General features: G+C 62.2%; 14 protein-coding genes. 6 read left to right on the forward strand and 8 right to left on the reverse strand.

Annotated features, from left to right (window positions below):
- Positions 1-169 precede the first annotated feature (169 nt).
- The 4 genes from D6Z24_RS03700 to D6Z24_RS03715 all read left to right on the forward strand — a co-directional run bounded on the left by D6Z24_RS03700 (position 170) and on the right by D6Z24_RS03715 (position 4,057).
- A complete protein-coding gene (locus tag D6Z24_RS03700; RefSeq protein ID WP_129125178.1) occupies positions 170-1,558 on the forward strand; it encodes an MATE family efflux transporter in 1,389 nt (462 codons plus the stop codon).
- Positions 1,559-1,668: 110 nt separating this feature from the next.
- Positions 1,669-2,703: a retropepsin-like aspartic protease family protein gene (locus D6Z24_RS03705; protein ID WP_162605064.1), complete on the forward strand. Its 1,035-nt coding sequence runs from the start codon at positions 1,669-1,671 to the stop codon at positions 2,701-2,703.
- A gap of 92 nt (positions 2,704-2,795) precedes the next feature.
- On the forward strand, positions 2,796-3,770 hold the full coding sequence (locus D6Z24_RS03710; protein WP_129125180.1) for a DMT family transporter: 975 nt from the start codon (positions 2,796-2,798) through the stop codon (positions 3,768-3,770).
- Positions 3,770-4,057: a hypothetical protein gene (locus D6Z24_RS03715; protein ID WP_129125181.1), complete on the forward strand. Its 288-nt coding sequence runs from the start codon at positions 3,770-3,772 to the stop codon at positions 4,055-4,057. The genes D6Z24_RS03710 and D6Z24_RS03715 overlap by 1 nt, the downstream gene beginning before the upstream one ends.
- Before the next feature lie 3 nt (positions 4,058-4,060).
- Here D6Z24_RS03715 and D6Z24_RS03720 read toward each other — a convergent pair whose 3' ends face one another.
- From D6Z24_RS03720 to D6Z24_RS03740, 5 genes are read right to left on the reverse strand one after another with little or no spacing between them, the layout of a single operon-like run.
- Positions 4,061-5,131, reverse strand: coding sequence for a protein-glutamate methylesterase/protein-glutamine glutaminase (locus tag D6Z24_RS03720; protein WP_129125182.1), 1,071 nt, complete (start codon positions 5,129-5,131; stop codon positions 4,061-4,063).
- On the reverse strand, positions 5,128-6,039 hold the full coding sequence (locus tag D6Z24_RS03725; RefSeq protein WP_129125183.1) for an HDOD domain-containing protein: 912 nt from the start codon (positions 6,037-6,039) through the stop codon (positions 5,128-5,130). Before D6Z24_RS03725 ends, D6Z24_RS03720 begins: the two co-directional genes overlap by 4 nt.
- A 10-nt stretch (positions 6,040-6,049) precedes the next feature.
- On the reverse strand, positions 6,050-6,922 hold the full coding sequence (locus tag D6Z24_RS03730) for a CheR family methyltransferase (protein ID WP_129125184.1): 873 nt from the start codon (positions 6,920-6,922) through the stop codon (positions 6,050-6,052).
- A gap of 10 nt (positions 6,923-6,932) precedes the next feature.
- Positions 6,933-8,765: a chemotaxis protein CheA gene (locus D6Z24_RS03735; RefSeq protein WP_129125185.1), complete on the reverse strand. Its 1,833-nt coding sequence runs from the start codon at positions 8,763-8,765 to the stop codon at positions 6,933-6,935.
- Between the two features lie 42 nt (positions 8,766-8,807).
- Positions 8,808-9,305 carry a chemotaxis protein CheW gene (locus tag D6Z24_RS03740; protein WP_129125186.1) on the reverse strand — a complete coding sequence of 166 codons (498 nt, stop codon included), beginning with the start codon at positions 9,303-9,305 and terminating at the stop codon, positions 8,808-8,810.
- Positions 9,306-9,618: 313 nt separating this feature from the next.
- Between D6Z24_RS03740 and D6Z24_RS03745 the strand changes: the two genes are divergently transcribed.
- Entirely contained in the window at positions 9,619-11,025 is a 1,407-nt protein-coding gene (locus D6Z24_RS03745) for a sigma-54-dependent transcriptional regulator (RefSeq protein WP_129125187.1), read from the forward strand.
- Positions 11,026-11,036: 11 nt separating this feature from the next.
- The gene (locus D6Z24_RS03750; protein ID WP_129125188.1) at positions 11,037-11,825 is read left to right on the forward strand and encodes a lytic transglycosylase domain-containing protein; all 789 of its coding nucleotides are present in this window, start codon (positions 11,037-11,039) and stop codon (positions 11,823-11,825) included.
- 196 nt (positions 11,826-12,021) lie between these two features.
- Here the strand turns inward: D6Z24_RS03750 and D6Z24_RS03755 are convergent, their stop codons facing one another.
- The 3 genes from D6Z24_RS03755 to D6Z24_RS03765 all read right to left on the reverse strand — a co-directional run bounded on the left by D6Z24_RS03755 (position 12,022) and on the right by D6Z24_RS03765 (position 14,122).
- Positions 12,022-12,519, reverse strand: a complete 498-nt coding sequence (locus D6Z24_RS03755) for a ferritin-like domain-containing protein (protein WP_129125189.1) — start codon at positions 12,517-12,519, stop codon at positions 12,022-12,024.
- A 96-nt stretch (positions 12,520-12,615) separates the two neighbouring features.
- Complete coding sequence (locus tag D6Z24_RS03760; RefSeq protein WP_129125190.1) at positions 12,616-13,404, reverse strand: TatD family hydrolase; 789 nt, start codon at positions 13,402-13,404, stop codon at positions 12,616-12,618.
- A 4-nt stretch (positions 13,405-13,408) separates the two neighbouring features.
- Entirely contained in the window at positions 13,409-14,122 is a 714-nt protein-coding gene (locus D6Z24_RS03765; RefSeq protein ID WP_129125191.1) for a PilZ domain-containing protein, read from the reverse strand.
- Between the last annotated feature and the right edge of the window lie 103 nt (positions 14,123-14,225).

A 14,225-nucleotide genomic window follows, 5' to 3' on the forward strand; every position in this document is an offset into this window, starting at 1 on the left:
GGAGCGGGTAATCTTAAAGCTTTCCGGCTTGGCCCGGCCAAGCGTCCACCGGCGTCCACCGGCGTCCGACCCGTCCGACCCGTCTGACTGGTCTGACTTGTCTGACTTGTCTGACTGCCGGAGAAAGCCGGCTTGCCCGGACAAGCCCGCAGCAAAGTACGAGGCACCCATGCAAGAACCCGGCTACGACCTGCTCAAGAACCCCATCCCCGGGCTGATCCGCAAGATCGCCCTACCGACGAGCATCGGCTATTTCTTCAACACCATGTTCAACGTGGTGGACACCTTCTACGGCGGGCGGATCTCCACCGACGCCCTGGCGGCGCTCTCCCTTTCCTTCCCTGTCTTCTTTCTGATCATCGCCATAGGCGCAGGCATCTCCACCGGGGCCACCGCCCTTATCGGCCACGCTCTCGGGGCGGGAGACCGGGAAGGTGCGCGCCACCTCTCCGGCCAGACCGTCTCGTTCGGCCTCGTGCACGGGGTGCTCCTTGCCGTAGTCGGTCTTGTCCTGGCGCCCCTGCTCTTCGACCTGCTGGGCGCGAAGGGGGTCGTCAAGGACCTTGCCCTTCAGTACATGAACTGCATCTTCACCGGCAGCATCTTCTTCCTGGTGAACTACGTCCTGAACGCGATCCTGAACGCGACCGGGGACAGCCGCAGTTTCCGCAACTACCTGGTACTCGGCTTCTTCCTGAACCTGGCTCTCGATCCCTGGTTCATGTACGGCGGTTTCGGCATCCCAGCCATGGGACTCCCCGGCATCGCGTGGGCCACGGTGCTGGTGCAGGCTATCGGCAACGCCTACATGCTGGTGCGGGTGAAACGAGCCGGCATGCTCTCCCGCTTCCGGTTGCGCGAACTGCTACCGGACCGTCACGCCTACTTCATGCTGGCGAAGCAGGGGTTCCCCTCCAGCCTCAACATGATGACAGTGGCCATCGGCATCTTCGTGATCACCTGGTTCGTGGGACGCTTCGGCTCCGACGCGGTGGCGGCCTACGGCATCGCGACGCGCATAGAGCAGATCGCCCTGCTCCCGGTGATGGGGATGAACGTGGCGACGCTGGCGCTGGTCGCCCAGAACAGCGGCGCACGGCAGTATGAGCGGGTGGTGCTGACCATACGGACGGCGCTGCGCGCCGGCATCATCCTCATGACTTTCGGCACCGCGGCCGCCTACCTCTTTGCCGGACCGCTGATGCGGATCTTCAGCAAGGACGCGAAGGTGGTGGCCATCGGCGTCGGTTACCTGCATATCGAGTGCTTCGTCTTCATCGCCTACGTGATCCTTTACACAAGCGTTTCCGTGCTGCAGGGGCTGAAGCGCCCCGTTTTCCCGCTCGTTATCGGGCTCGCCCGGCAGATCGTCTTCCCGATCCCGGTTTTCTACCTCCTGGCGGATATGCTCGGACTTGGGCTCTCCGGTATCTGGTGGGGTATTCTGCTCGTCACCTGGGGAGCGGCGCTGATAATCATGGGGTACGTGGTGCGTCTGGCCGCGGCGATGGACGGCGAAAACCTGGAACTGCAAAAGGCTGACGCGCCGGGAGAGTGATCCATTATGGTCTCGGGACGGTAGGCGCTTATTGCGTTAGAATGTCCTGTCGTCACGCGGGTGACGGATGCGGTTCAAACCACTGGACGCGGCAGGTACGGGTGATCTCCATGGATATCGAGCATCTGTGCGCGGGGATAAAGGAAAGGGTCGCCCTCGAGATGCGGGAGGGGGGAGACGCGGCGAGCAGGCAGGAGCTGCTCCTGGCCGCCCTGCTCGACATCGGAAAGGTTGTTCTCCCGGAATTGGGGAAGGCGCTGGAGCCGGGTGAGCGGCGCCGGGTGCAGGACGCGGTGCTGGAACTCCTTGGCGTCGTGGCGATGCCGGTGGTGAGAAACGGGGACCAGCGGGGCGTCGAGGTGTTCTCCTTACTCGCGGCGGAATGCCCTGATCCTCTGATCGGGAAGAAGCTCACCGCCTACGCGAAGGAGCTGTCGGGGAAGGCGGTCTCGCACCAGGAGCGGAGGCTCGCGAAAGCCTGGAAGTTCGTCGGAGGTGCGCTGGTCCTTGGTCTTGTGTCAGCGGGGGGATACCTGTTCCTGCCGGACGCCACACCGCCCACCTCGCGCAAGGCTGTCGCGCAGGCGGAAGTCCCGCAGGAGAAGGGGCTCCGGCCGGGGCAGGGTGGGGCTCAGGCGGCGGCACCTGCACCGGCGGGGACGCAGGAGGCCGATGGTGGGAAGAGGAGCTCGGTGGAGACCGCTGCCCCGCGCGCGGACAAGCAGCTCGCCGGTGCTGCGACGTCATCCATGCCGGAGGGAAGCACCCGGGTACGCGTGGTCGATAACCAGGTGCTCGTCCCGGTCACGGTACGGCACGGCGGGGTCTCGGTACGGCTTGAGCTCTTGCTGGATACCGGTGCGACGCGGACGGCGCTGCACGAAACTGTTGCCACCAGGCTCCCTATTGATTTACCCTCTGCGAGGACTGCGCTGGCGGAGCTCGCCGACGGCCGCATGGTCCGTTCCAAGATCGTGAAGATCGACGCGCTGACCGTGGGCCCAAACACGCACGGCCCGATGGAGGTGGAGCTCATCTCCTACGGCGGCGCGACCGGCATGCACGACGGCCTGCTCGGCATGGACTTTTTGCGCAGACACCGCTACCAGGTCGACATGGAACATGAGATGATCCGCTGGTTTTGACCGGCAGATACGGGAGGATGCTTGGAACGGAAGGGAGCGGCAAGCGTGTGGGGTGGCTTCGGCGACGCCACGCGGCATAAGGGGCAGAGGGGATGAGCGGTACTTTGAAGTCGGTGTATCTGAAGCTTGTGCTCACGACGTTTTTCTGGGGGGGGACCTTCGTGGCGGCGCGCCTTGCGGTCCGTGAGGCACCTCCCTTCTTCGCGGCAAGCAGCCGCTTCGCCATCGCGGCGCTTTGCCTGGTCGCTCTCACCGTCTGGCACGCGCGCAGGGAGAGCCGGAGCTTTCCCGCGCCGAAAACCTTCCGGGAGTTCGCGCTCCTGTTCAGCTTGGGGCTCACCGGCATCTTCTGCTATAACGCGGTCTTTTTCACCGGCCTAAAACTCACCACGGCGACCAGCGGCGCGCTCATCGTCGCCATCAACCCGCTCTTAACCGCGGTGCTCTCGGCGCTCTGGCTCAGGGAGCGGGTTTCCGCCACCCAGGCTGCGGGACTTCTCATCTCCCTTGTCGGCGTCTCCATCGTCATCTCAAAAGGGTCCTTCGCGGTGATCGCCAACTTCGCCTTCAACAAGGGGGACCTCATCATGCTCGGGGCTCCCCTTTGCTGGGCGCTCTACTCGATCCTCGGCAAAAAAGCGCTCGGCGCCTTCACGCCGCTCGCGGCGACGGCTTACGCCGCTGTTTTCGGGACTATGCTGCTGGTGCCGGCGGCCGTGGTGGAACATGCGGTGCTCGGTGGACCGTGGCCCGCCTTTTCCTGGGTCGGCTGGCTCTCCATACTGCAGCTCGCCCTCCTCGGGACGGTGGCGGGGTTCGTCTGGTGGTACCAGGGGGTCGGGAGGATAGGGGCGTCGCGTGCGGCCGTGTTCGTCAACCTGGTACCGTTCTTCGGCGCCCTTCAGGCCGCGTTGCTTCTCGGCGAGAAGATCGTGCTGCCTCAGTTGTTCGGAGGGATGCTGGTGGTGGCCGGCGTGTATTTTGGGGGAAGCCTCAAGGGAAAGGTGCAGAAGGCATCTGCGGAGCGGGCGGTCGAGCAGTCGGCTGAAGCGCGGGAAGCCTCCTGATGCGTCGAGCGCTGCGCACCCTGCACCTCATCTGTCTTGCCCTGCTGCCGTCGAAGGGGGGAAAGGCGCAACCCTCCGCCGTGGGGGAGGAGCGCGCGTGCGAGCCGGGCGAGATCCGTGGGGGGATGGGGCTGTTCCTGGATGTGCGGGGGGAGTTGCGTCTTTTCTTCGCGGAGGTGCGGGCGATCGCCGCTCCCTGCCTCTTGTTCCGCCTGAAGCGGGAGGGGTTCTCCCGCTGCAGCGTCACGGTAAAAAAGCGCGGCCTCCTGGTGGAGGCCAGGCGTTAGCGTCTAACCTATCTTGCCGATCTCGAAACCGATCTGGTCGAGCGGAAGCACCACGTCGGCCACCTTCCCGTCGATGCACGCGCGCGGCATCCCGTAGATCGTCGAAGTCGCCTCGTTCTGCACCAGGGTCAGCCCACCTTTTTCCTTCAGATGTTTCATCCCCTTGAACCCGTCGTTCCCCATCCCGGTCAGGATCACGCCGAGCATGGCGCCGTTGCTGGCGTCCGCGAGCGAAGTGATCATCTGGTCGACGGAGGGGATGTAGATGTACTGCGGGAACTCGCTCGTCGGCGAGGTCTTCACCACGATGTTGCTCCCCTGTTTGACCAGTGTGGTGTGCATGCCGCCCGGGGCGACCAGCACCTGCCCTCCCTTGACGATATCGCCGTCCGCCGCCTCTTTGACGGTGAGGGAGCACTTGGCGTTCAGCCGCTCGGCATAAGGACCGGTGAAGGCCTTGGGCATGTGGATGGCGACGACGATGCCGTGCGGGAAGTTAACCGGGATGCGGGAGATGACCTCCTGGAGCGCCACCGGCCCCCCGGTCGAGGCGCCGATGCCGACGCAGCCGATGCGGCGGTGGGCGAACTGGGAGGGGCGCACGGCGGGCGCGGGGGTCACGCGTTGGACGAGACCTACGCCCGGACGCTTCGGGATGCTGCTCACCGAGGCTTCCTGGACCTTCTCGAGAAGCGCCTTCTGGAACACCGCCTGGGCGTCCTTGGAGTCGCTGACGTTCTTTGGGACGTAGTCGAAGGCGCCTGCCTCGAGCGCCTCGAAGGTGGAGCGGGCACCCTCGCAGGTAAGGGTGGAGACCATGATGACCCGGGTGGGCTGCTTCGCCATGATCTGTTTGAGCGCGGCGATGCCGTCCATGCGGGGCATCTCCACGTCCATGGTGATGAGGTCGGGTTTGAGGGCCAGGGCCTTGTCGACCCCTTCCATGCCGTCCGCGGCGATGCCGACGATCTCGACGCCGGGGGCCTTGGAGAGGATGCCCCTGATCGCCATGCGCATGAAGGAGGAATCGTCGACGATCAGCACCCTGAGTTTTTTCGGCATTGCGGGCATCATGACGGTTCTGAGGCTCCTATCCCCTGGAAAATCGACTTGACCATGTCCTGGATTTCCGGGACGCGGTCGTCTAATTCGTAGCAGAAACGTTCGACGTCGAGATCGACCAGGCTCGGGGCGTAAGCCTTGAGGATGGCCCAGGCCTTCTCCTCGGCGAGGTTGAAGGAGACCCAGGAGGTCCCGCCGTAATCGAGCTGGCGCACCGAGCAGAAGAGGTCGGCCAGGTTGACGATGGCGCAGAGCGTCGGGTCGATGGTCGCGTCTTCCGGCGCGTGGTGCAGAGCGATCACCTCGCAGTAGTCGGCCGGGAAGTTCCACTTCTTCGCGATGCAGTAGCCGATCTCGCTGTGCGAGGTGCCGAGGTACTCCGCCTCCTTGTCCACCAGGCGGAAGGGCTGCCCCTTCACCGAGTCGAGGAGTTCACGGAAGGCGTCCTTGCGGTAGAAGGAGAGAAAGACTTCCCCGATGTCGTGCACGATGCCGACCAGGTAGGCCTTCTCGGTATCCGGATAGCGCACCCGCTGGGCGATGATCTTGGCCACGACACCCACGCCGAAGGAGTGCTCCCAGAAGGAGCGGACGTCGAAGATGCCGTCCCTTCCTTCGAAGACGTCGACGAAGGAGCAGGTGAAGGCGAGCTCGCGGATGTGGCGGAAGCCTAAGTAGATGAGCGCCCTTTTGACCGACTTGATCTCGTTCGCCGGCTTGTAGAGCGGGGAGTTCACCATCTTGATGACTCGCGCCGCGAGGACCTGGTCGGCCAGGATCATGTCGGCCACCTCGTCCAGCTCGACACCGGGGCGGTCCAGGAGCTCGATCACCCGGGTGGCCACGTGCGGGATGGTGGGGAGGTCTATGAAACTCTCGACCATCTCCTGGGCGGTCTGCATCATGGCTTTTTTATCCATTGCATCGTCCTCACTTGTTGTAGGTGAACCCGCCGGGGAAGTGTACGGTCTTGAATTTGTCGTTCACCCCGTGCAGCGACTCGGACTGCCCCACGAAGAAGTAGCCATACGGCTGCAGGTTGTTGTAGAAATGCTGCACCACCTTGCTCTTGGACGAGGTGTCGAAGTATATCAGCACGTTGGCGCAGAAGATGAAATCGAAGCTCTTCATGAAGAGCATCTTGTTGTCGTCGTAGAGGTTCAGCTGGCTGAAGGTGGCCAGTTTCTTCACCTCGGGTGAGAGCACGAACTTCCCGGGAGCCTCTTCCTTGAAGTACTTCTTCAGGTAGTAGTCCGGGGTGTTGCGCACCGAGTAGCTGTTGTAGACCCCTTCGCGGGCCTGGGCCAGCACCGTCTCGTTGATGTCGGTCCCGACGATCTCGATGATCCAGTCCTTCAGGAGGGTCTGCCGCTTTTCGAGGAGGATCATCGCCATGGTGTAGGCCTCTTCCCCCGAAGAGGAGCCGGCGCTCCAGATGCGCAGCTTCTTGAAGCCGATCTTCCCTTTGGCCGCGACGATCTCCGGGAGGAACTTGTTCTCCAGTGCGTTAAGCTGGGGCATGTTCCTGAAGAAGCAGGTCTCGTTGGTGGTGATCTCATCGAGGAGCTTCGAGAGCTCGCTGCGGCCGGTGGCCGGGCTGCGCACGAACTGGTAGTAGTCCGCGTGCGTCTTGCAGCCGGTCCCTTCCATCCTGCGCGCGAGCCTGCTCTCCAGGAAATACTTCTTGCTGCTGTGGAAGTAGATGCCGCAGACGTTGTATATGTAGTCCCGAAGCTGTTCGAAATCCTTGTCGGAAATCTTCGGGGCGCTCTTCGCGTCAAATGGTTTCATGTCTAAGGCCATTGTTGTCCCCTCAGGCTGCCCCGCCCCCGACCAGTCCGATCGGATCCACGATCAGTGCCACCCTGCCGTCTCCCATGATGGTCGACCCGCCGATCCCCGGGAGGTTTGCCAGGAACTTGCCCAGCGACTTGATGGCGACCTCCTGCTGCCCTAGGAGCCGGGTCACGATCAAGCCGATTCTTTTTTCCGCGACGCCGACGATAACCACGTAGCAGGTGTCGCGCTCGGTGTAGACCTCGCTCACGCCGAAGGCCTGCTGCAGGCGCAATAGCGGCAGCACCGAGTCCCTGAGCTTGAGCACCTCCTGCCCGCCGATCATGTGGAATTCCTTCTTGCTCACCCGCATGGTCTCGATGACCGAGGCGAGCGGAATCGAGTAGACCTCGCCCTCGACCTCGACCAAGAGCGACTGGATGATGGCCAGGGTGAGCGGCAGCTTCAGGATGAACTCGCTGCCGTGGCCGAGCTCGTTCTTGATCTCGATGATGCCGTTCAGCTTCCTGATGTTGGTGCGCACCACGTCCATGCCGACGCCGCGGCCGGAGAGGTCGGTGGTCTGCTCCTTGGTGGAGAAGCCGGGGAGGAAGATGAGGTCGAGGATCTCCCGGGTCCCCATGGCGGCCACCTGTTCCTCGCTGACGAGCCCCTTGTCGATAGCCTTCCTCGCGATCTTGTCCGGGTTGATGCCGCGGCCGTCGTCCTTGATGCTGATGACGATCTGGTTTCCCTCGTGGGCGGCGGAGAGCACCACGGTGCCGGTGCGTCCCTTGCCGGCGGCGAGGCGCTCGTCGGGAGTCTCCAGGCCGTGGTCCAGCGCGTTACGGATCAGGTGGATCAAGGGATCGCCGATCTCGTCCACGACGGAGCGGTCCAGTTCGGTCTCCTCACCGTAAATGATGAGGTCGACTTCCTTGCCGAGGTCGCGGGCTAAGTTCCTGACGATGCGCGGGAACTTCTTGAAGACCTTCTCAACCGGAAGCATGCGCATCTTGAGGACCTGCATCTGCAGTTCCGAGGTGACGAAGTTGAGCCTTTTGGATAGCTTGCCGAAATCATCCCCGAAGCCGGTGGGGTCCAGGCCGGTCTGGAAATCGCTGTAGAGCTGGATCATGCGGTTTCTCTCCAGCACCAGCTCGCCCACCTGGTTCATCAGGTCGTCGAGGCGCTTCACGTCGACCCTGACCGTAGAGTTGTCGGCAAGATCCTCGCCACCCTTGGGAGGGGCGGGTTTGGCCGCTTCCTTGACCGGCTGCGGTTTGGGCTGGGGGGGAGGAGCCGCCTGCTGCGGAGCTGCCGGCTGGGGTGCCGCCTGTTTAGACTCTGCCGCGGCGGGTTCGGGCTCGCTCACCGGTTCCGGCCCGGCCGCGGTGGAGGGCGCGGCGCCGGCGGCTGCAGGTGCGCTTTCCTCCTTGGGCGCAAACACTGGGGCGAGCACGGTCGCCTCGACCGCGTTCTCGGAGAGAAACGGGATCAGTTTGGCTATGGTCCCCTCGAGGTCCCGCTCGACGATCTCACCCGCCTTTATGTCGGCCACGAGAGTCTTCACCAGGTCGACCGCCTCGAGGATCACGTCCATGATCTCCGAGTTCAGCCTGAGCTCGACTTTACGCAGGCGGTTCAGGACGTCCTCGGTCTTGTGGGTGACCTTGACGAGCATGTCGAAGCCGAGGAAGCTGGAGGCCCCCTTAACGGTGTGGATGGACCGGAAGATCCGGTTCATCAGGTCCGCGTCTTCCGGGCTCTTCTCCAGGGAGATCAGGTCGTCGTCTAGTTTTTCCAGGAGTTCGGTGGTTTCGGCTAGGAAACCGTCAAGTAGCTCCTGATCTTCGCAATCTATGGCCATGTTGCGCTCCGGGAAGGGGAAACCGTTTCCCCTGTTGGTGCCTTATCCTACGTTGCTGAACAGCCGCCTCTCGTCGGCGGTGAACATCTTCTCCAGGTCGAGCAGGACGAGGAGCCGGTTAGCCTGGTTGATGACGCCGGCCATGCATTCCTGCTCGATGCCGCTGGAAACGACAGGGGGAGGAGGCTGAATCTCTTTTTCCGAGATGCGGATCACCTCGGAGACCTCGTCCACGATGAAGCCCATCAGCTCGCCCACCACCTCCATCACCATGATGCGGGTGCGCTTGTCGTAGTCGTTCTCCATGAGGTCGAACTTCTTGCGCAGGTTGATGATTGGAATGACCTTGCCGCGCAGGTTGATGACCCCTTCCACGTAGTGCGGCGTGTTGGGGACGCGGGTGATGTTGAGCATCCGGATGATCTCACGCACCATCAGGACGTTGATGCCGTACTCTTCCTTCTCGAGGTTGAAGCTCACCAGTTGGATCAGCTCGCCCCCGTACTCTTCGCTCTTTACCTTAGTGAGTGCGGTCTCCATGGACCCTCCCTCTGCGCTGAAATCTCTACGGGCGCGGGCGCCCGCCATACTGTGCTATTCGGCCATGCCGGATAAAGGTTGAATATTTTTTTTCTCTAACGAATTCAAGCGGCTTCTCCGACAAAGGCCCGTCCCGAGCGGGTCGAACCCCGGGCGTTGCCGCTCCGACACCCCGGTAAGCAAAAAATTGACATGGCTGACTTCCCGGGCAAGTCATTTAATTGACATTGGGGGGAGAACTCGCTATAGTTTCGATCGGACCGTTTTTGTATCGGCTTATTTCGAGGCAACTTTAACGAAATCCGGGGAAATGATGGAAACGCCGAAAATACTGATAGCAGACGACGATAAGAAAACCAGGGACTTCGTAGCCGCTTTCCTGAGCTACAAGGGGTACCAGGTTTACCAGGCCTTTGATGGGCAGGACGCCCTGCAGAAGATAGAAACGCACGACGTGCAGATGGTCATCACGGACATCATGATGCCGCGGGTGAACGGACTGGAGTTCATCCGGCAGCTGAAATCGCTCCGTCCGGAGATCGTCACCATAGCCTACAGCGCCTTCGCCAATAACGAGATGACGGCCAATCTCCTGAAGGCGGGGGCTTTTTTCTATCTTGAAAAGCCCTTCAATCTCGAGGAGTTGGAGACGCACGTCAAGCGCGGTCTCGAGCACCAGGCGCTGCAGAGCAAGAGCTTCCGGTCCAAGCCTTGCATAAAGAACAGGGCGCTTCTCAACAACATCATCGGGGAAAGCGAGAAGATGCTCTCGCTCTTCGAGATGATCGAGAAGGTCGCCACCTCCGATTCCACCGTGCTGATCCAGGGTGAGTCGGGGACCGGGAAGGAGTTGGTGGCGCGAGCCATCCATGACCTCTCCAACCGCTCTGAGAAAAACTTCGTCGCCCTCAACTGTGCGGCCATTCCCGACGAGCTTCTGGAGAGTGAGCTCTTCGGCCACGTGAAGGGCTCCTTCACCGGTGCCGTCGCCACTCGCGTCGGCCGTTTCGAGATGGCCGACAAGGGGACCCTGTTCCTGGACGAGATCGGGGACATGAAGGCGAACCTGCAGGTGAAGCTGCTGCGCGTGCTGCAAAGCCGGGAGCTGGAGCCGGTTGGCTCCACCAGGTCGAAAAAGGTGGACGTGAGGATCATCGCTGCCACCAACCAGAACCTGGATCACATGGTGGCGTCGAAGGAGTTCCGCGAGGATCTTTATTACCGCCTCTCGGTGATTCCGATCATGCTCCCCCCGTTACGGGAGCGCGGCGCCGACGTTCCACTGCTTTTGAACAGCTTCCTGGAGAAGTTCAACAGGAGCAAGCAGCGCAAGGTACAGGGTTTTGACAAGCAGGTCCTGGAGATACTGGGGAGCTACGACTGGCCCGGCAACGTCCGTGAACTGGAGAACCTGGTCGAGCGCCTGGTGATCATCAAGGGGAGCGGGGTGATCAACATCCACGACCTTCCCGAGAAGTACCGAGGCGGCCGCAGCACCCCGGCGGTGCACGGCGAGCACATGATCAACCTCCCCGACGACGGTTTCTGCCTGAACAGCGCCGTCGAGGAGTTCGAAAACCGGCTGATCCTGCAGGCTCTGGAGCGCAGCGGCGGCAACAAGAAGGAAGCCGCCGAGCTTTTGAACCTGAAGCGGACCACGCTGATAGAGAAGCTGAAGAAGAAAAAACTGGTCTACGGGGAGCATCCGGTTTCCCCGTAACAGGGGGTCTGATGTCGATAAATCCGGTAACCACGGCGCCTGGCGGCGTCGAAGCAACCAAGAAGGGGATAGCCGCGTCCGGGAATACGGGTGCGGCTGTTCCGTTTGAGGAGATGCTGGCATCGAAAACGTCCGGAGGCGAGGTGACGCCGGAAGCGGCGGCCGAAGTGCTGCGCCTCAAGATGCTGAGTTCCGCCCTCGATATCGGCCGTGATGCTGATGCGCCTACGGCGCCGTCGCGTTCCGAGAACGTGCAGGGGTTGTTGAACCGTTTCCTCGAGCAGCTCCCATCCGGGAGTGCGGCGGCCGGGGGCGGAGAGCCTGTCGTCGGCCATGGTCCCGAGGCGGCCTTCCAGGCGCAGCAGTCGAATTTCGCGGCCGGGCGTCTGCCGGAGGTACCGGTTGCCGGTTCGGACAGCGGCACGGATGCAATCATAGAGAAGGCGAGCAGGCGTTACGGCGTCGACAGCGGGCTGATCCGCGCCGTGATCAAGGCCGAGAGCGGCTTCAACCCGCGGGCCGTGAGTTCAGCCGGTGCGCAGGGGCTCATGCAGCTGATGCCGGCCACCGCGCGCGGGCTGGGTGTCACCGACCCCTTCGACCCCGAGCAGAACGTCATGGCCGGGACCCGCTTTTTGAAGGACATGCTGCAGCGCTACAACGGCAACGTGGATGAGGCCCTGGCCGCCTACAACTGGGGCCCCGGCAATGTGGACCGTCACGGCACCGAGAGCCTCCCCCGCGAGACGAGGGGGTACCTGGCGAAGGTGAAAGGGTACTACGCCCAGTACGTGGCCTAGAAGCAGCAGCCAGAGCAGCTCAGAGCCGGCGAAAAACAAAAGCCTCCGCACCAAAAGGTGCGGAGGCTTTCTTTTTATTGCACTTGCAGCGTCCATCAGGTCCATTAACGTCCACCAGGTCCACCAGGTCCACGGTATGCCGCTCCCTCGGCCGGTGCCGGTGCCCAGGTGACCGGCGCCCTTCGGGCGCCTTTTCCTACTCCCTCACATAGATGTTCTGATCCGAGCTGTGCACCATGGTCATGACGCGCATGTACTCGTCCTCGATCATGTCGTAGTGCCCCTGGGTCTCCTTGATCACCGTTTCGAACACCTTGCGCACCAGCGGGTCGACCACGTCCTTCACCAGAATGGTGTAGAAGTCGATACAGGCCTTTTCCTCCTTGAGTGCTATCTCCAGCGCCTTCTGCTCGTGGCTGTCCGCCGCGATCGCCTGCTCCAGGGCGAGGTGGGTCGCCGATTGCTTATCCGGCGGCGAGGCGAGGTAGGTGTCGATGTCGCCGAGGTCGCCGCCGCGGTAGTAATCGAAGAAGGCCCTCAGGTGATTGACCTCTTCGCTGGCCAAAAGGTCGAATACCTTTTTCGACCGTTCGTCCTTGCTCACCGAAGCCGCGCGCCGGTAGAAGTCCATGCTCTCCTTCTCGGTCTTGATCGCCAGCTTCAATGCTTCCTGCAGTGTGTACTCCTTGAACATGGCTGCACCTCCGTAGGCTTCAGTGGGATTGCTTGGCAAAGAGTATATCGAAGCGTCTGGGGAGGTCAAATGCCCGAAAAAACGAGTGAATACGGCCTAATGTCTGGTTTGGGGGCGCAGGGAGGGGTCGAGCTTGAAGAGCCGCCTCGCGTTATCGGAGGTGATGCGGGCGAGTTCCTCGACCGGGATGTCGCGGATCTGCGCAACCCGCAGCGCCGTCGCCAGGAGATGGGCGGGAACGTTCACCTCCCCGCGAAAGGGCTCCGGCGGGAGGTCCGGCGCGTCGGTTTCAAGCAGTAATCGTTCAAGGGGAACGGCGGCTGCGACGTCGACCGGTCGTCTGGCGTTCAGATAGGTTACGGTGCCGGAGAGGGAGATGTGCAGCCCGAGCCGCAGGCAGGTTCTTGCCGTTTCCGGGCTGCCGGAAAAAGAATGCATGACGCCGCCGAAGGCGTGGATGCCCGCTTCCCTTATTATGGCGATCAGGTCGTCGAAAGCCCGGCGGCAGTGCAGCAGTACGGGAAGCCCCGCTTCCCTGGCGATCTCCAATTGAGCCCGGAAGGCCTCCTGTTGCACTTCGCGGGATGGGGAAGGGAGCAGGTAGTCGAGCCCTATTTCGCCGATGGCCGTGGCGCATTGAGCGTAGCGTCTGAGTTCCGAGAGGGTTGCGGGGGTGAGCCGGTCGGCGTGCATGGGGTGCACGCCATAGGCTGGGAGGGCCTGGCGGTAGCGGAGGGCGACGGCTTCGATGTCCGGCCACCCTTCCGGGGCAACGCCCGGGACCAGGAAGGCGGTCACACCGGCGTGCTCCGCCTCCGGTATGAGCGTGTCCAGGCGGGGGCGGAGTTGCGGATCATCCAGGTGGCAGTGACTGTCAAAAAACATGGAGTCAGGTGGTGACGCCGGGGTGATCCTTGAGCTCCTTGATGATCTCCACCTGGCGCTGGAATATGTACTGCGATATGTTGAGTTCCTCGGAACGCGTCGGCGCTATTTCGAAGACGAGACGGCAGGTGCCGTCCCTGTCGATGACCTTCAGCAGTGATGCCGCGATCACGATGGTACCGGTAGGAAGGGCGATGGAGAGTTCCCCTTTCTGGCTCAGGGGGAGCCCCGGGTTGCGTTCGACATCCATCGTCATGCCGGTAAGCGACATGTCGTGCAGCTTGCCGCGCACCGTCGCCTCGAGTTCGGGCGCGGAGAACCAGGCCTTGATGGTCACCCCAAGCTGCACGCGCACCGACATGCGGCGGTCGGCGCGGACCAGCGTGTAACCGGGATTGGACAGTATGACACGCGATTTCTCGACGTTGACGTAGGTTACCGAGGCGACCACATCCCTGCGGAAATGGCTGCTCTTCAACACGGTGAGTTTTTCCTGGGCTATGACAACGGCCTGCACCTGGTGCACCAGCAGTTCGGCGTCGTTTTCTTCGATGGTGAGGACTTCCGCACCGTAGCTTACCGGGACTTCACGGTAGAAGTTGAGGAGCCTGAGGTCGTTTTTGAGCTTCCCGGAGCGTATGGCGGCCAGGGTCGCGAGGATCTCGGTGCGGTCACGCTGCTCGTCGGCTAGTTGCAACCTCTGGTAGTTGTCGTTCATGGTCGGTTCCACCCGAAAAAAGTTATTGCTCTTTAGGCGCTTGCTGTGCAATTATGCCGATTTGTAACGCTTGGCGAAGATACCCTCTTCGCCTTTCGTTTGT

This window comes from Geomonas oryzae, assembly GCF_004117875.1.
Taxonomy (GTDB): domain Bacteria; phylum Desulfobacterota; class Desulfuromonadia; order Geobacterales; family Geobacteraceae; genus Geomonas; species Geomonas oryzae.